Source organism: Paenibacillus sp. FW101-FHT12H11, from assembly GCF_058790355.1.
This window is the reverse complement of record NZ_JBYTCO010000005.1, coordinates 191,786-208,678: the sequence shown is the minus strand read 5'-3', so window position 1 is coordinate 208,678 and position 16,893 is coordinate 191,786. Positions and strand designations below refer to the sequence as shown.

16 protein-coding genes are annotated in these 16,893 nt (G+C 43.6%); 4 read left to right on the top strand and 12 right to left on the bottom strand.

Going from position 1 to position 16,893, the window contains the following annotated elements; translation table 11 throughout:
- Positions 1-5 precede the first annotated feature (5 nt).
- The 4 genes from AC3WTJ_RS17675 to AC3WTJ_RS17660 form a co-directional block, all read right to left on the bottom strand.
- On the bottom strand, positions 6-677 hold the full coding sequence (locus AC3WTJ_RS17675) for a GntR family transcriptional regulator (protein WP_492522901.1): 672 nt from the start codon (positions 675-677) through the stop codon (positions 6-8).
- Between the two features lie 156 nt (positions 678-833).
- Positions 834-2,462, bottom strand: a complete 1,629-nt coding sequence (locus AC3WTJ_RS17670; protein ID WP_492522900.1) for a P-loop domain-containing protein — start codon at positions 2,460-2,462, stop codon at positions 834-836.
- A gap of 350 nt (positions 2,463-2,812) precedes the next feature.
- A complete protein-coding gene (locus AC3WTJ_RS17665) occupies positions 2,813-4,498 on the bottom strand; it encodes a hypothetical protein (protein ID WP_492522899.1) in 1,686 nt (561 codons plus the stop codon).
- A 214-nt stretch (positions 4,499-4,712) separates the two neighbouring features.
- Positions 4,713-5,543, bottom strand: coding sequence for an SDR family oxidoreductase (locus AC3WTJ_RS17660; RefSeq protein ID WP_492522898.1), 831 nt, complete (start codon positions 5,541-5,543; stop codon positions 4,713-4,715).
- A gap of 96 nt (positions 5,544-5,639) precedes the next feature.
- Here AC3WTJ_RS17660 and AC3WTJ_RS17655 point away from each other — a divergent pair, with 96 nt between their 5' ends.
- Entirely contained in the window at positions 5,640-6,053 is a 414-nt protein-coding gene (locus AC3WTJ_RS17655) for a MerR family transcriptional regulator (RefSeq protein ID WP_492522897.1), read from the top strand.
- A 50-nt stretch (positions 6,054-6,103) separates the two neighbouring features.
- Here AC3WTJ_RS17655 and AC3WTJ_RS17650 read toward each other — a convergent pair whose 3' ends face one another.
- The 3 genes from AC3WTJ_RS17650 to AC3WTJ_RS17640 form a co-directional block, all read right to left on the bottom strand.
- The gene (locus AC3WTJ_RS17650; RefSeq protein ID WP_492522896.1) at positions 6,104-7,957 is read right to left on the bottom strand and encodes an S-layer homology domain-containing protein; all 1,854 of its coding nucleotides are present in this window, start codon (positions 7,955-7,957) and stop codon (positions 6,104-6,106) included.
- Between the two features lie 116 nt (positions 7,958-8,073).
- Entirely contained in the window at positions 8,074-8,526 is a 453-nt protein-coding gene (locus AC3WTJ_RS17645; RefSeq protein WP_492522895.1) for a VOC family protein, read from the bottom strand.
- Positions 8,527-8,747: 221 nt separating this feature from the next.
- Positions 8,748-9,818: an NPCBM/NEW2 domain-containing protein gene (locus AC3WTJ_RS17640; RefSeq protein WP_492522894.1), complete on the bottom strand. Its 1,071-nt coding sequence runs from the start codon at positions 9,816-9,818 to the stop codon at positions 8,748-8,750.
- A 260-nt stretch (positions 9,819-10,078) separates the two neighbouring features.
- On the opposite strand from AC3WTJ_RS17640, the gene AC3WTJ_RS17635 reads away from it, so the two are divergent.
- Positions 10,079-11,536, top strand: a complete 1,458-nt coding sequence (locus AC3WTJ_RS17635; protein WP_492522893.1) for a flagellar hook assembly protein FlgD — start codon at positions 10,079-10,081, stop codon at positions 11,534-11,536.
- A gap of 123 nt (positions 11,537-11,659) precedes the next feature.
- The gene (locus tag AC3WTJ_RS17630; RefSeq protein ID WP_492522892.1) at positions 11,660-12,946 is read left to right on the top strand and encodes a galactokinase; all 1,287 of its coding nucleotides are present in this window, start codon (positions 11,660-11,662) and stop codon (positions 12,944-12,946) included.
- An 86-nt stretch (positions 12,947-13,032) separates the two neighbouring features.
- Here the strand turns inward: AC3WTJ_RS17630 and AC3WTJ_RS17625 are convergent, their stop codons facing one another.
- From AC3WTJ_RS17625 to AC3WTJ_RS17610, 4 genes are all read right to left on the bottom strand, one after another.
- Positions 13,033-13,620 (bottom strand): GNAT family N-acetyltransferase, encoded by a 588-nt coding sequence (locus AC3WTJ_RS17625; protein WP_492522891.1) that lies wholly within the window; start codon positions 13,618-13,620, stop codon positions 13,033-13,035.
- Positions 13,621-13,637: 17 nt separating this feature from the next.
- Positions 13,638-14,093: a DinB family protein gene (locus tag AC3WTJ_RS17620; RefSeq protein WP_492522890.1), complete on the bottom strand. Its 456-nt coding sequence runs from the start codon at positions 14,091-14,093 to the stop codon at positions 13,638-13,640.
- 64 nt (positions 14,094-14,157) lie between these two features.
- The gene (locus AC3WTJ_RS17615) at positions 14,158-14,712 is read right to left on the bottom strand and encodes a nucleoside/nucleotide kinase family protein (RefSeq protein WP_492522889.1); all 555 of its coding nucleotides are present in this window, start codon (positions 14,710-14,712) and stop codon (positions 14,158-14,160) included.
- A 188-nt stretch (positions 14,713-14,900) separates the two neighbouring features.
- Complete coding sequence (locus tag AC3WTJ_RS17610) at positions 14,901-15,536, bottom strand: 2OG-Fe(II) oxygenase (RefSeq protein ID WP_492522888.1); 636 nt, start codon at positions 15,534-15,536, stop codon at positions 14,901-14,903.
- A gap of 176 nt (positions 15,537-15,712) precedes the next feature.
- Here AC3WTJ_RS17610 and AC3WTJ_RS17605 point away from each other — a divergent pair, with 176 nt between their 5' ends.
- The gene (locus AC3WTJ_RS17605; RefSeq protein ID WP_492522887.1) at positions 15,713-16,192 is read left to right on the top strand and encodes a heme-degrading domain-containing protein; all 480 of its coding nucleotides are present in this window, start codon (positions 15,713-15,715) and stop codon (positions 16,190-16,192) included.
- A gap of 195 nt (positions 16,193-16,387) precedes the next feature.
- On the opposite strand, the gene AC3WTJ_RS17600 is transcribed toward AC3WTJ_RS17605, so the two are convergent.
- The coding region (locus tag AC3WTJ_RS17600; protein WP_492522886.1) for a BclA C-terminal domain-containing protein at positions 16,388-16,893 on the bottom strand (506 nt) is incomplete at its 5' end.

Below are 16,893 nucleotides of genomic sequence, written 5' to 3'. Positions count from 1 at the left end.
TCCTTTCAATAGTCGATTAGGGCATACAGTTCATGCATAGGTCTTATTAAGTTTTGTTTCATATGTGCGGCAGCTGTTTCAGCATCTTTCTGCTCCAAAGCTAAAATGATAGACGTATGTTCTTCCACTGAGGCAAGTGTTCCCGTGATTGGCTGTTTAAGAAAAACATACTTAAATCTTCTAATATGGATTTGTAATGATGCACTGAATGACGCGATATATCCATTATCCCCTACATCAACAATTAAATTATGAAACTGCTCATCAAGTTCCATAGCTTGGTAAGTCTGTCCACTGTGGATGGCTTGGGCGAATTGCTGATTTATTTCTTTTAAAACCTCAATCTGTTCAAGAGTAATTAGCTTCGCTGCATATTCGGCAGCCAAAGAATAGAGCGCAGCGAGTGTTGGATAAAGCTTAAGAATATCATCTTTTTCTATATTCGTTACTCTTGTCTCTTTGCCAGGAAACATTGAGACAAGACCTTGCATTTCCAAAAGCTGAAAAGCCTCCCTGACTGGAGTTCTGCTAACGGCTAAAGATTCTGCAAGTTCAGCATCAATTAATTTCTCGCCAGGCACGAGTGTCCCCTCAATGATCCATCTCTGGATTTGAGTTAAAGCACGTTCTTTCGCTGATATTCGATTAGGTGAAGAAAAATTGTGGGGTATTGGCATGAGAATCTCCTTAGAAATACTATATGTATATGCAATATATCGCATTTCGGAGTTGAATGCAATGAGATATTCATTTTCCAGAAGGAGTGGGAGAAAACGGTCCACCAGTTACTTCAACCCTTCTCCTTGCTGGATAAGCGTATATTTATGTCTTACTTAGCTCTGCTCAGAAGGTTCATGCTGAACAAAGTTTAAGTGTTTCATTCGGTTAATGACAGATAAAACTTCATGAAATCTTGGTAATTCAAGCCATCTTTCGAAACCAGGGAAAAAGGTAGAAAATACAATATCCACTCCTTCTCTTTCCATGTCATGGAGGGCTTTTTTAATCTTTTCGTGAAGAAGGATGAGGTGATCCTGATTACTTATAGCGAGTTTTCGAATTACAAAAGCAATAGCTGCTAGCTGGGCTTGTGTGGTGATATTGTAAAGCCCTCTGATATCAATTTGTTCCTCACCTATCATGAGGTAACCCATGGGTGAAACCATCAGCTTTTCTGTTCCACTACCCTGTGGATAGCTCGAAAAGTGATCGGTGGTTATTTTTCTCTCTATATCCCAATTTGTAGGGGTAATTCGTTCGCGAGGTTTTTCGTGTTGGCATAAATTTTTTGCATCCTGAGTGACGTTCTTCGGCACAAAATTGTCCATCAGAATAATTTGATCGGCAACGGATAGAAACTCACCGCTACCTCCAATCACAAGAACGGAAGATACGTGAGCAACCTCATAAAGCTCTCTGACTCGTTCTGTAAAAGGCGTAATGGGTTCAGATTTGATTAATGAACGCATCTTGTTGTCTTGAATCATAAAATTCGTCGCACTTCTGTCTTCATCTATTAGAAGAAGCTTACAGCCGACATTAATTGCTTCCATAATATTTGCGGCTTGCGAGGTTGAACCTGAGGCGTAGTCCGTCGAAAACTGTTCAGCCGAACCATTGGGTACCCATTTTATAAAGGGGGTAATATTGATGTTTTTTATGGAACGGCCTTCTTCAGCAGATATTTCCATGGCACTTTGATCTGTAATTACCAATTCTCGCCCATCGCCTGAGATGTGATTGTAAATCGCCGAATTCAGCGCATCCAGCAAAGTACTTTTACCCGAATAACCGCCACCGGTGATGACCGTCACACCTTGCTTTATACCCATTCCTCGCACACCACAGATTTCAATTTCAAGATCTTGCGGGGATGTAAAAGGCAATGCACCTTCCAATGGGCCGCTGTTTTCTTTATTTCTTGGCAGCATGCTGCCATTCCCTATAAATGCACAATAAGGACTGGATTTCAGCCATTCGCGAATCCTATTTTGTTTTTCGGACAATGTATAGGCAGCTTTCAACTTAGTGAGATCCCAATTGCCAATAAACGCCTCCACTTCTTTTGGGAGCATTTTGCAGAGCATACGCATAGCTTTATCATGATTCTGGAATGGAAGTTGAACTGTCATCATCAAGCATAGATACCATTTTTCCGAGATGACTTCGACAAAAGATGCATTACGCTGCAACACCACATTGGTTGGACGAAAACAATAAAACGCGCCATTTTCTTTATCCGAACGTGACCGGTTATAGATCAATTCATTTAATGCCTCGATATGATTAATCCAACCTCTTAATGCAAAATCGGAGAGAACAACTTGATCTCTATTTTCATCTAAGCCAAGACGGTCAAAAGGTATTTTTATGGTGATACATGGTTTATCGAGTGTGAGTTTATGTGTCCGTTCAATGCAATAAGCAACATCATCATTCCAATAAGTTGGGTCAGAAATCATCCCCCCTTGATCATAGTAGGATCCTTCATAAATCAGATTGTAAGATGACTGTCCGGATTGTAAGGAGCGAAAATATTGAGCGAGTCTTTTAATAAAACATCATCCTTTCGTATAACGACCACTTCTGCCTAAAAACTAAAAGCCCTGAGAGTAAATCCTACCCTCAGAGCCAAATGATTTACTTTTACAATAACAAAATCATAGCATTATGATCATCTACATTATAGGGAAAGTTTTATTATAATAATTCGCGGAAGTTGTTCCGACTATAGTGCCTGCATCTTTTAAGCACTTATGACAAAAAAACGGGCAATCCGTCATTGCGGATTGCCCGTCACTTCTATTTTAACTTAGTTTGCACTAAGGTATTTTACAGCCCAAACGCCATAATTGGATTTGAGCTTTGCTGCATCTTCCAGACTGATAGCACCAGCAGCGGCAAAACTGTTGATCTGTTGGTTAGCTTTTTTCAGCAGGTTATACAAGAGCGAATCCGGATCCTGATTAGCTGCTTGGGCTAATCTTTGCCCTCCGTCCAGATTCTTAAGCAGGTCAGCGCTCTCGATGCCGGAAACTGAAGCCACATCATCGATAACCCGATCCGCGCGGTCTGCCAAATATTGCTTCGCATCCACTTGATCTTTGTAGCCCCGGCGATTGATCGCATCCTGCACGAGGCTATCGGCCTCCGACTCAGTTGCCGCTTGATCAGCAGCGTTGAGCCAGCCTTTTTGTACCGCCTGCACGATATAAACATGTGCATTCTGCTGCAAATAGCTATTCAAGTCATTCTCGTCCTTGCCTGTTGCTTCCACTAGTGTATGACCATCGGCCAAGGACTTGCGCAGATCGGTTACGGCAGCTTCCGCATAATTCGCACTATCTTCGACTAGAGCTTGAATACTTTCCTCTGCAATCGCATGATTACTGCTCCCACTGTTCGCTTGGCCGTATCCGTCTTGGTCAACGGCTTTGTCAATCGCCTCAGCCGCACTTTTCTTCAACTGATCTCGCAATTGAGCGGAGAAGTTCCCCGCATTCCATTCATTGTCCAAGTCTTGGCTTATTGCATTCAAAAGCTGCGCGGATAAATCTGCAGAGCCGAGACCAGAAGCTGTCACCAAGCTTTGGCCTGCGGCTAATCCGTCAACGATATCCTGGTAGTCTTTGCCCGCAAAAGCAGCTGAAGCTTGAATCATCATGTCAGGATCCAGCATCTTATTCAGCAGTGCCTGGCCGTACTTCTCCATCCATGGCGTTGTTTGCTCATTGTAGCCCTTCTTCTCAATGGCCTGCCAGATCTGATCCTCCCCGGAAATCACTAATTGGTCGCGTTGATCAGCTTTCAGACTTCCCGCACTAACAGCGGCATCCAAATCTCCAGCCAATAAGGCATTCAAAGCACTGCTTAACGTTTGGGCATTCATGCCTACTGCCTCAGCAATAGAATGTCCGGATTGAAGCGCCTGCCGGATATCCGTTTCCGCAACAGTCGACGCCGTAGCCGCATCTGAGATGATATGGTTCAAGCGATTTTGAATTATGCTTTTTCCATCCTTAGGCAGGTACGAAACCGAATTAGCTCCAGACCAAGATTGCTGAACCCAGTTCGCAATGCCAGCTTTGAACTGCTGCTGAAGATTGTCAGCTTCTTGCTCCGTAAGGGTTCCTTGCTGAACCTCATACGTTGTATCAAGCCCAAATTGGTCAATAAGCGAAGATATCAGGTCCGATAAGGCAAGACCTGAAGCGGTCGCCAAGTTAGATCCATTATGTAACAAATCGCTATAATCACTGTAATTTATCTTGGCAGCTTCTGCTGTATGCACATCGAGCTTGCTTAGCCAGTTGTTCAAGAAAATGGTGCTAAAATCTATAGTTGCCGCCTGCGCATCAGGTGTCTCAGTAGTCGTCTGCGCCGTTGATTTTACACCAATCACCGCTTCATCCGCATATGCTCCCCGCGGAAGCACGATTCCACTTGTGGATGCGGCCAAAATGGCAGCACTCATCAATACCATCAGTTGTTTTCTCATCCTACTCTTCACCTCTCCGATCATTTCGGTATGTCACTTGCGTTCGACATAATGAAGTATAGGCGTGTTTCCTGAACTTTACATGAACCAATCCTTAAACTGGAATAATTTCCCGGTTAAAATCAGCTTAATTTCTGCAAGTCCATGCTAAAAATAAGCTGAAATTTCTTCCTGCACAACTACCTGATGAGATGAATACGATTTTGCAGGTTCGTTATGTTGTGAAATAATGTCCTTGCTCCAGATCTGCGAGAAGCCCCTGTTGGACTGGCTTCCAGCCAAGCAGTCCCTTCGTCTCTTCACTTGATCTTGCCAAGTCAAGCGACGCGACCATGCCTAAAAAACCGAAGATCGCTTGTGCCTCTTCCCGCGGGATGCTAGCTACCGGCACACCCAGGTGGCGGCCTATAACGCCGGCAATGTCACGAAACGGAATGCCTTCGTCGTCCACGCCATCCAGTCGTGAGCCAGCAGGCGCAGATTCTACCGCGAGGCGGAACAAAACTGCCGCATCCAAACGATGAATCGCTGGCCAACGGTTTGTACCGTCTCCAATGTAAGAAGAAGAGCCTCTTTCATTGGCGATGCGAATTAATTGCGGCACGAAGCCTTTATCTCCTTCTCCATGAACGGACGGTGCAAGCGAAACGATCGATGCTCTCACGCCTTTTTCTATAAACGAAAGTGCTGCATCCTCCGATGCTTTACCATTCGCATGAGCTGTGATAATAAGTGGTTTATTAGAGCCTGCAAGAGCCTCTCCCATTGCTTCAATGGCGTGAAGATCCGTTGCCAGTGATGCGGCGAAATTAGTGAAATCGTGGTTAAAAGCCAGATGAATAACTCCGTCCGAAGTTGCTGCACAACCGCGCAGTATATCCAGATCCTCTAAAACACCGTGAGCTACCTCAGCTCCCATGTTTTCTAATACTTGAGCACCACTCTCTGAACGGGTCAGACCAACTACCTGATGTCCCGCACCGATGAGTTCGCGAACAACAGCTGTACCAATATAACCTGCTGCACCTGTAACAAAAATACGCATAATCGTTTACGCCTCCTTAAGTAATTGACGAAGATATGTCTCTAGTCTAAACTATGAAGTGAACTCTAAGGCAAGCGTTTGGAGGTAGAATTATTTGTGAAAATTCAAGAATTAGCTGACTTGATGGGTTTAACCCCCCACACCATTCGTTTTTATGAGAAAGAAGGCTTGCTTGACAGTAGGCATATTCAGCGAGAAAAGAATAATTACCGCAACTACTCGGACGAAGCCATTGAACGGTTAAGGTTGATTAAGAAATTTCAAGGTATCGGCTGTTCGTTGGCTGAGCTGAAGACGATTTTGCAGGATCACGATACGAACACACGCACGAACCAAGAAGTAATAGAATGGATTCTTCAGAAAATCAATGAAATCGAACGCAAGAAGGAAGAATATGATCATATGCTTGTAACGTTGAATTGGATGCTGACATACAGGAAGCTGCTGAATGATGATCCACAGCAGGCCGAGGCTATGATGGCGGAATTACGTCTTCGGATGAATTTCTAGCATCGCAAATTTTATAAAGAAAAGGGCTGCCACTTGGCAGCCCTTCTGTTTTATTTCACAACGATCGAAGTGACGAGATTATTCGAGCCGATCAATTCAACGAGATGGCCTTCACTGAATAAGCCCAAATTCCCTGATAAGCTGACACTCGGCGATACATTATAGAGCGTGTTTTGATCAGTGCCGTTAACGTTTTGGGAGATCGTAATCGTCGCAATCACACCTTGCGCGTTAACCGTTGTGCTTTTCAGATATCCGTAAATATCAAATGACTGGTCAACGCCTGCGTTGCGCGTAACCTCAATGTAAATCACTTGATTGTTGGAAGTGCGCAGGTTAACGACATCTCCGGCGCGAAGATCGGACAATGTAGCGCGCACACCGTTGCGGTAAACAACCACATCAGGATGAACCGTGTAGTATGCAGGACTGCTGCTGCTTGTCGAAGTCACTTGCAGCACATTGTTGGAGACCGCAGCGTTCAGTGTGGCACTAGTGCTTAGCGTTTGCGCCATCTGTGTTACCTGAACATAAGTGACCAAGTTATTGGATGTGCTGATGTTCACTACGTCCCCGATTTGCAGCGCTGAGCGGCTAGCTTGAACGCCGTTGCGGTAAATGACAGCATTGGTATCCAGCGTATACGTTGTGTTCACTCCTGCTTTCATCAGCTGCAGTACGTTATCGTTCACAATTGCGCTGACAGTACCGCTGCTTGTTACAGGTGTCGCGGCTGTCGTTACGGAAATGTAAGTCACTTGGTTGTTCGCGATGCTCAGGCTGACCACATCCCCTACCCTGAGGTCGTAGGCGGTGATTCTAGTGCCGGCTCTGTACACAACAACGTTCGGATCAAGCGCCAACGAAGAAGATTGTGTGCCATTTGTAATCGTCAATGTATTATTTGTAACGGGCACACTGACTGTACCGTTATATAGAACTGTGCTCGGGTTCGAGTTCACCGGAGTCGTTACTTCAATGAACACAACCTGATTGTTAAAAAGGCTGAGTTTCACTTGGTCGCCTACTTGAATCGCAGATACGTTGACTTTAGCCCCGTTACGGTAAACAAAAACTTCCGGATGCAGCGCATACGAATACGTGCTGCCCGAACGCGTAAGGTTCAGTGTGCTGCCAGTTACAGCTGCATTCACTGTGCCTGTTAATGAGTTATTGTCCTGATCCGGCAGCTGCCCACCAACACGATCCAATAGCGCGGCTAGTTGTGCACGTGTTACCGGTTGGTTCGGTTTGAAGGTATTGTCTTCAAAGCCATCGACAAGCCCCCGCTCCCGCGCGACAGCGACATAACCAACTGATCCTGCAGGGATTTGCTTAGCGTCAGTAAACGGCAGCACCGTATTCATCTTGGCTTTGGCATCGGCGTCCAGCTTCAACGCTTTCACAAGCAGTGTTGTTGCCCACAGCCGGTCACTGACTTTTTGCGGGTTGACCATGTCATCGCTTTCAGAGAACAGGTCATTCTCCAGTGCGACGGCAACGTAGCCGACAGCCCATGCAGGAATTTGATTAGCATCCTTAAAATTCAGCTTCGTACTCATCTTAGCCGGCGATTCCGCCTGATCGCGCAGCCCCATTAAACGAACAGCTGCTGTGATGGCCTCGATGCGGGATACCGTGTTTTGCGGCTTAAATGTGCCGTCGTCATAGCCTTCAAACACCCGCTTGGAAGCAAGGCTGGCAATATAACGCATCGCCCACTCCGAATTTTTCAAATCGTTGAACGTCAAATGCAGTTCAATCTTGTTATTGCCTTTCCGGTCATCTTCGTGTTTGCCTTTGTTTTTGTTATTGTTATAGCCTTCTGCCATTGCTGCCGTGCCACTGCCTAGCATCATGACGAGTACAAGTCCTGCTGCGACTACCTTTTTCGAATGCAACATCCCGTTCCCTCTCCCTTATCATTGATATGATTCATGATAACTAATGATCAATCAAATGAATTCGGCAGGGTGGATAATTATGAGAGGGTGCGTTTGAATTTCCCGAGAGATTTTTTCTAATTTTTGAGTTGTTCCGCCAAACCGATTAGAAGTCCATCATTTCCACGAATGTAGCAGAGCCGATACGAGTTCCCGTATTGAACCACTTCACCAACAAGCTGAGCACCATGTTTAGTGACTAGTCTGGATACAACTTCCTCAAGGTCTTCAACGGCGAACATAACGCGTAGATAACCGAGGGCATTTACTGGAGCAGTTCGGTGATCTGAAATCGTAGGTGGGGTGAGAAATCGCGAAAGTTCGATTCGGCTGTGGCCATCTGGCGTAATCATCATAGCAATCTCTACACACTGTGAACCCAGTCCTGTCACTCGACCAGCCCATTCCCCTTCGACTGTAGCTCGGCCTTCGAGCTTCAAGCCAATCTCCTCGAAGAAAGAAATTGCGTCATCAAGTGATTCTACAACGATGCCGACATTGTCCATTCTTAGTAATTTGCTTTTCGCCATGGTTATCTCCTTGTATGTATAAATTTATTTGCTTAACAACTGCATATTTATTCTATCAAAAATTTCTATTTCCTTCCAAATAACAGATTCAGGAAGCAACTGAACTTGTCCCGTTAGAGGAGTCTATTCTCCTCTTTTACCGACAAAGAAAAAACGCATCCTCCCTTATCGAGTGATGCGTTTTTTGCATTTTGGCTTTTCTATCTACAAGTTTTAGCACCTTAACTTTTGAAAAGCTTAGGTTTATAGATCGCAAGTGTGGATACGTAACTATTATCTTTTCCCTCATATAGGATTAGTTCAAAATCGATTTGAAGTTGCTTTACTCCACTAATATCCATGATTTCATAGGGCAATTTCCCATTATTCACTAAAAAATCAGTCTTGGATGCCAGCAACTTGCCATCACCATATACATTAATTTTAGCAGGACGGGTCAAAGTACTACTTCTATCATCAAAGGTATAATTGAAGGCAAATGTCTTATAATTGCCAGATAAATCATAAGTAATGGACTGGCGTGGATGTCGTTCATCCAATGTCGCACCGATGCCATGAGCATACTGTTTTCCTTCCTTTTTCAAGGGGTAGACTTCACTATCCACAGAACTTGCATCTATCCTAACACGCTTAAGAACATTAGAACCTACGATTTTCAAATATTTTAACTCTGTTAGATAGATAGCACCTTCTCGTGCAGCCTCATCCATTTCAGCGTTATATTCAGCCGTTTTGGTATTTGTATGTATATTAAAGGTAGAATAGGTTGTCTCTAGATCATTAGCTATTGTAGGTCCTGTTGTAATAGGTGGAAGAGTAGGAGTATTTTTATAAGGATTACCATCCGGTAAGTTCGCTACTGCCTTGCCATTTTGTAAAATGATCGTATTACTAGCATTTTCCCAATCCACCGAAAGCCCGGCCGCTTCACCTACTGCGCGCAAAGGAACATAAGTGGAGCCTTCGTAAATAATCGGGCTTATGGCCTTACCGTCAGAATCTGTTGGTGACCATGCATTTCCATTTAAGGTGAATTTAATATCATGATTAAGAAATGCCTGAATTTGCTGAATGTTCGTTGCAGCATATCCTCCCATGCAGACACCAAGTCCAAGCGTCGAGATTAACAATGCAGATATTGCAATTTTCTTCATGTTTCTAATAAGCCCCCATTTTAGTCGCTGATTTTCTCTAATATCATCATTTGTTAAACGGCCCAATTTCAGTTCCAAAAAAGATTGGTACAAGGGTTCCAATGCTTGTTCAGTTACCAATTTGTGATATTCGTCCATAATTTCACGTTCTTCTTGTCATTTTTGTTGTCTAGGAGTTAGTTTGTTTTCCAAATTACGTCCCCCTCTCTCTTTTGAAATAATGAGAAATTGTACATGTTCTATAGCTACGCACTCTATATTTCCATTCACAGTATACCAAATAAGAGTAATAACTATATACAACCAATGGCAATACATTGCCGAAACATTTTATCCCTATATGCGTTAATGTATATATCCTGTAATTCGACTCTGAAGAGCATTGGAGGAAACCTTGTATGCGAAAACAAACACTTACCTTGCTATCCGCAATCCTGCTTAGCGGAATGATCTTCAACAAAGGCGTGCATGCCGCTGATTCGAACTCCGTACTGCTTACTTTACCTATCGAACTCGTTTTAAACGAACAACTTACGCCTGTGTATGATTCAATCGAAGGTCAGCAGCTATATTCCGCCTCACCTCAAGTTGTGAAGGTCGATGGAGCGGAGCCGGGCTGGGATCGTAAACTGATTCAAAATCATGAGGCTGTCTGGTTCGAAATTCAGACATCCGACGGTGATCGCTGGGTCCACCTGCAAAACCCCGAGTTTCGGGAAGACTTCTATCAACATATCCTGCTAACCGAGAAGGAGAGCTTCTATAATGACCTAACTCCTGGCTCTCGGAGCGTGGGGTCCGTTTCTCCTCAACTGCTGCGCGTCCTATATGGTGTTGATGGCAATTATTTGATCCAAACCTGGTTGGGTTATCGGTGGATGCGTCCACAGCACCCCATCATTGATGACGTGCAAACGTATGGTGCGAACAGCTCAGGCATGTCGTTTGAATTAACGACGATTTCACCGATGTTCGATTCGCCGGACGCCGGTAGTCATGTGGCAGGCTGGCTTGCCCCTCAGTGGTTCACATCGAAAATCGTATGGAACGATTGGTACTATGTGGATACTTGGGATGGCCCTCACTGGGTAAACCCGAAAATCGGGTATCCTGCAGATTTGCGCAGCGAAGAAACGACCCTTAGATTAGACGAAACAGCGCTTGTTTTCGAACATCCGAATAAAGCGGCCCGCGTACTTGGCTCTCTTGCTCCTCAGACGATTAACTCTTTCGAACATGGTAGCGGCTGGTATCATATTCACAGCTCTTGGCTCGGCGATTCGTGGGTATACGCTGTCAAGCAGGACCAGGATCCCGATGCTTACGTTCCCCCGACCAAAGTAGAGGTAACACCGATTACAGTAGTCAATTCCTCTAAAATGATGACCGAACTCGGGTCCGGGGTGCGAAATTATCCATTTGATTTGATGGTTCTTGTTAAGAATGAGGCCGGCAATATTTCTAGCGAAGCTTTTCAACCTTATGGAAAAAATGTCGGTATTCAATTCACAATTCGAAATGTCAGTGAGGAATCTCTTACGCTGCAGCCTACGACTTCGTTCAAAATCGATATCTCCCGCCGGAACACGATAGATGGATCGTTGACGTTAGTTTGGTCCGGTCAAATCGATTCTCTGGATGCAAGATTGGCAAGTGGCGAAATACATTCGCTAGACTTTCTCTGGGACCAGAAAGATTCCGCCGGGAAGCAAGTTCCTTTTGGCGAATATTCCGTTGAAATCAAATTGCCGATGAGCATCAGCTATACAAAAGATGGCGAAAAGGGCACGCTTCAGCGCGAAGACGCCGAGAGTGCGATGCTTACAAGCTTTCCATTGAGAATCAGCGCCCAGTGAGATGAAGAATTTTAATAAGATGTTTGATTTCTTTCATAAATATCTATCTGAGAGCGCTGTCTTTCGGTACAATGGGTATGATAATTATTACTTAAACAGTTAGAACCAGGAGGAACCTTCAAGATGAACAATCAATTCGAGCAGTTTTTTAATTCTCTTCAGACACAACAGCTCTTGGACCAAATGTATGGGAGCGAAGAACGAGAGAGACAAATTGACAGGTACCGGAAGTGTATCAAAGGATACCAAGCGCAATATGGAGAAACGGAGTCGTTGAAATACTTCAGTGCTCCGGGTCGTACAGAGATAGGCGGTAATCATACAGATCATAACAATGGAAAGGTGCTGGCCGCTAGTATCCAGTTAGATACGATTGCGGCTGCGTCAGCCGTAGACACCGGAATTATTTCGGTCATTTCCGAAGGATATCCAGGCATGTCCGTCATCCATCTGGATGATCTAGAACCTAAGTCAGGCGAGGGTGGGACGGCTGCTTTGATCCGCGGTATTGCACACGGTTTCCAGCAGCACGGGTATCGAATTGGCGGGTTTAATGCTAGCATCAGCAGCAATGTGCTTCCAGCGTCAGGACTCAGCTCCTCTGCCTCTTTCGAAATTCTGATCTGCCAAATTTTAAGTACGTTTTATAATAACGGAGATCTGGATGCGGTCATGATGTCGCGAATTGGCAAGTATGCTGAAAATCTTTATTGGAACAAGCCCTCTGGCATGTTAGATCAGATGGCCTGTTCACACGGCGGCATGATCACAATCGACTTCAAAAATCCGGCAGAACCTCAGATCGAGCGTGTTCCAGGTACCTTTGAAGCCGCAGGTTACAGCCTTGTCATCGTTAGCACCGGCGGTAATCATGCTGATCTAACGAAGGATTATGCATCAATTCCCAACGAGATGCGGGCGGTGGCACAAGCCTTTGGCGTAGAGGTATGCCGCGATTTGACGGCAGAGATGATCTATGGCCGGCTCGCGGAACTCCGCGAAACTGCCGGAGATCGAGCGGTGCTGCGAGTCCTCCATTATCTGGATGAAAATGACCGTGTCGGGCGGCAGGTTGAGGCAATTAAGGCGGGCGAATGGCAGAATGTGCTGAAGTATATTACTGCTTCAGGTAACTCTTCGTGGAAATGGCTGCAGAACATCTACCAAGAATCCGTATCACGTGAACAAGGGATTGCCCTTACACTCGCCATTACTGAGCGTTTCATCGACCGGTTAGGCGATGGTGCCTGCCGAGTACACGGAGGTGGTTTCGCCGGAGTCATTCTCGCCGTTTTGCCACATGCAGCGATAGCGGAATATAAGGAGCTAATCGGGCGTACGACTGGGACGGAACTGTTCAAAATCGGCGTACGTGAAATCGGAGCGGTTTGCTTGAATTCACTTTTGTAGGTTTGACGGCAAAATAGTCAATTGCAAGCTTCCCTTATAAGTAAGGGGAGCTTGCAATGATTATCGTTCGGCACTACTTAAATGAATTAAACCGTAGCTTTCCACTCACTTTTACCAAGCTTATAGTAATTATAACTCTCGTAATCTATTTCAATAACACTTTGAAAATTAAATCCACATTTTTGTATCAATCTATTTGATGCTACGTTTCGTAAAAGAGCTATTGCATTGAGCATCTCAACGTCCGTCTTCTCAAATAAATACTTGACTAATCCATTTGTAGCTTGCATCGTGTATCCTTTACCTCTATGCTCTTTGGAGATTGCAAACATAATTTCTCGGTTTGGTGCTGGTAATTCCTCTTTAATTCCTGTACAACACCATCCTATAAAATCTCCTGATTCTTTCAATATGATCCCCAATCGAAGACGAAGTTCGCCGATCCCTTCACCTTTAGATACAGCATTTAGAAACTGTTTGTTTCCGGGTATTTCATAATCCATTAACCATTTTTTCCGTTGCTCTTTAGATACGTTCCAACCAGGCAAATATTCATGTATTTCAGGTTGCCATGTTAAAGAATGAAATTGATCGAGATCATCAAGTGTGTACTCTCTAAGATAGACATCCTTACAATTAATAGTAAAGATATTGCTTTCGCTCAATGGCTTCACCCCAGTATTAGAAGCTGTTAAAGTCTTGCAAACGTGATGTAATCGACTTGGGCAGGATCTACTGATTCGATCCGAAGTGCCCGGTTGATTTGTCCCCGATGGTATTGTCCATGTAAAAGGACTTGTAACAAAATGTCCCGGATGGACGTTCGGAACGGAACCCCGCTCTGGTTCGCATAGTCGATCATCTCATCCAACATGGACTCCTCTAGTTCTTCCAAATAGACACGATATTGCTCGGCGTTTTCTTCAAACATCGTGCGGATCGCATTCAGGTCTTCTGCTTCCTCCCATAACGTATATTGCGCGGTACCCTTGCCTTGCAATCGAGACAGCCAGACGCGTTCCGCGACCGCGACGTGCCGAACCAGCTTCAACAACTCCTTATTCTTCACCTCACTCTCCTCGAGAGCGTTCAAAATACGTTCGTCCGCCCAATACAGATGATCCATCATGCACCTAATAGTCTTCATATTTGTTTCCTCCTGTTTGTTTTACTGATTATTTGAACCATTTCGTCTCCGTTAGTGCAACGCCCTATACTTGCAATCCTCTGTGTCTTAATTCTTTAATTAATTGATCAACAATTAGATCGACAGGTAATAATCCGCTAATTTCAATGTCAGAATTTGGTTTTACGTTTTTTTGCATTTCTAAGTAAGCATCTCTTCCACGGACTAGGTAGTTGTTTAAGTCACTATTCAAATCATAAACCAAGTTCTCACTTTGTTCTCGTAAAATCCTTCTCGCCATCGCAATATCTAATGGTGTATCAATAAATACTGTTAAATCAATGTATCCACCAGTAGCATCATTCAAATATGCAAATGGATAATCCAAAAGGATATATGCAAGCGATTCATTCTTAAGATATTCTTGGATGTCTTTAATTAAGGGGGCCAGATTCCATTCGTTATAATTTGCACCTCTACTAACCCAATCACAAATGTCTTCAGGGCAATCTTTAAAATCATATTCATCAAAATACAATGCTTTTGAATTATTCAATTTGCCTAGCAAATGATTGGTAACGGTGGTTTTCCCACCTCCTGATACAGCAGCAATTGAAATGACATAAGGTTTTACACTCAAGATGGACCTCCAAAAGGCATTCTGCTATCATTACTAAATTATACCAAAATTTATGATGACAAGTGAGAAACTTCTAGGCTAAACTACTGCCCAATAAATAGTAGGTTTGTATTAAAAGCATTCCACTCTTCACAAGGTAACGTACCACAATTAAAAAAGGAGCTGCATCGCTGCAAACTCCACTTTTTTTAAATATTGCGATATCTTTGTCTTCTCATCCACTGGGTCGCTACCCATTTATCCCCGATTTCTACGGGTTTTCCTGCATGTAAGGTTAGTTCATTTAAGAGATTATCGTTATAAAAATATTCAAAATAGACAGCACTGCCTTTTTTCGGCGTTACTGAAAATCGAAGCGAAGGAAAGTGCGTTTCACCGCCTTTTTCTACGTCGTTTAAATATATCACCAATGTACTGATCCGGTTGTTAGCAACATTTTCGGATGTAAAATAGTCGAAATGAGGATGATACTGTTCCCCTAATTTATAATGTAAAATTTGCAGCGGTTCTGCATGTGATAACGGGATGTGCATGAGTTCAGAAATTCTGGTCTCAATTTTTTGAACCATTTCATTTTCGCTTTCCTCAAAAAACATGTTGCTGCTAGTTCTAAAATTGCTTACTACGTGAGACTTGCCGATTTTAGCTCGTTGCATTCGATTATTAGCTAAGTCTATCAAAGCATCACACTCTGAGTAGCTTAATACATTATCCAAGATTAAAATAAGCGGTTCATCCATTCTAGCGACAATAGGAATCTCTTTATCCTTTGTAATAATTTTGTTTCCAATTGAACTGAAAATCGTCTGTTCTATCATTGCCATCGCTGCAACCTCCATTATCAGAAGTTCCTCTTATTCTATAAAATTATTCTATTGCGCCTTTTTTTAGAACAAACGAAGTTCCTATTACTCTTTTAAATTCCGTATTACTTCTAGTTTAAAAGCATCATTTGCGTGTATAATATCAAGCAGGAAATACTAATTTATTTGAAAAGGATGTGCTCACTCTGGATAAATACGACGATTTATTAAGGACTTTACTACAGGAAGAAACAGATCTCCAGTTTTCCGTCTTTACGAATGAGACTGCTTACAGGGTTGGGAACAGGATTATAGAAAAGGCAATGAAAGAGAATAAAGCAATTGTCGTCAATATTCGTAAGAACAATGAGCTGTTATTTTATAGCAGAATGGTCGGCACTTCTTCTAATAACGACGAATGGGTGACATGGAAAAATAACGTCGTTAATCATTTTGGGCATAGTTCCTATTATATGCACGTATTATTGAAATCGACCGCTTCAACGGTGGAAGCCTCCGGCCTCAATCCGAATGATTACAAAGCTGAGGGCGGCGCTTTTCCATTAATTTTGAAGGATGAAGGCATTGTAGGCACAATTTCGGTATCAGGGCTACCTGGTGAAGAAGATCACAACATGATTACTTCTGTATTAAAGGAATTTCTTTTGGGGAAATAATACTAGGAAAAGGTTGAACTTGAAAAAGCTTCAGCTAAAAGGTTTAAAAAAATACAAGGTCAATTTGCCATAGCAGATTGGCCTTTTCGAAATGAAAAATGGCTCTACCGTTTTCCCATAGGGAACCGAAAGAGCCTTGAAAGTTACATTAAGTCTAATTAATAATTGTTTGGAAAGCATCTAAGTGACTCGAAATTAAGAGACTTTAATGATGGTTAGAGCAGCGCCGGCAGCTCCACTAAGCAGCGTCGCGGCACCGAGTAATCCGAATAATTGGAGTGTGATCGTGCTACCTGCAGTTAGATTCAGTATGACCATGTTATTAAACTCTGATATAGAGATTACTGGTGAAATAATGGAAGGAGTAGATGGTGTTCCATTAATAAGCAATCGTGTGCTGACTAACAAAGCGGCGGTTACATTTACTTGATACGAAATCATATAGTCTCCGTTTGACGGCACCGTAAACGTATCGTTTAACCCGTTGACAGTAATGCCGCCATTAAGCAGTTGATTGTTGGGGAGTGGAACGTTAGTTCCGCCGAGAACAACGGCAATTACGGAGCCGGACGTATTGGCGGCAAAGCTGTTAATGTTCGTGAAAGCCGTACCTGTTGCACCAGTTGCTCCTGTCGCACCGTTTGTTCCTGCTGCGCCCGTTGCTCCGGTTACACCGTCAACTCCTGTTGCTCCTGTAGCAC

Bases quoted from the DNA above. Each gene is read 5' to 3' on its own strand.
- AC3WTJ_RS17675 (WP_492522901.1), bottom strand. From the start codon at position 677: ATGCCAATACCCCACAATTTTTCTTCACCTAATCGAATATCAGCGAAA.
- AC3WTJ_RS17670 (WP_492522900.1), bottom strand. From the start codon at position 2,462: ATGATTTCTGACCCAACTTATTGGAATGATGATGTTGCTTATTGCATT.
- AC3WTJ_RS17665 (WP_492522899.1), bottom strand. From the start codon at position 4,498: ATGAGAAAACAACTGATGGTATTGATGAGTGCTGCCATTTTGGCCGCA.
- AC3WTJ_RS17660 (WP_492522898.1), bottom strand. From the start codon at position 5,543: ATGCGTATTTTTGTTACAGGTGCAGCAGGTTATATTGGTACAGCTGTT.
- AC3WTJ_RS17650 (WP_492522896.1), bottom strand. From the start codon at position 7,957: ATGTTGCATTCGAAAAAGGTAGTCGCAGCAGGACTTGTACTCGTCATG.
- AC3WTJ_RS17645 (WP_492522895.1), bottom strand. From the start codon at position 8,526: ATGGCGAAAAGCAAATTACTAAGAATGGACAATGTCGGCATCGTTGTA.
- AC3WTJ_RS17640 (WP_492522894.1), bottom strand. From the start codon at position 9,818: ATGGACGAATATCACAAATTGGTAACTGAACAAGCATTGGAACCCTTG.
- AC3WTJ_RS17635 (WP_492522893.1), top strand. From the start codon at position 10,079: ATGCGAAAACAAACACTTACCTTGCTATCCGCAATCCTGCTTAGCGGA.
- AC3WTJ_RS17630 (WP_492522892.1), top strand. From the start codon at position 11,660: ATGAACAATCAATTCGAGCAGTTTTTTAATTCTCTTCAGACACAACAG.
- AC3WTJ_RS17620 (WP_492522890.1), bottom strand. From the start codon at position 14,093: ATGAAGACTATTAGGTGCATGATGGATCATCTGTATTGGGCGGACGAA.
- AC3WTJ_RS17610 (WP_492522888.1), bottom strand. From the start codon at position 15,536: ATGGCAATGATAGAACAGACGATTTTCAGTTCAATTGGAAACAAAATT.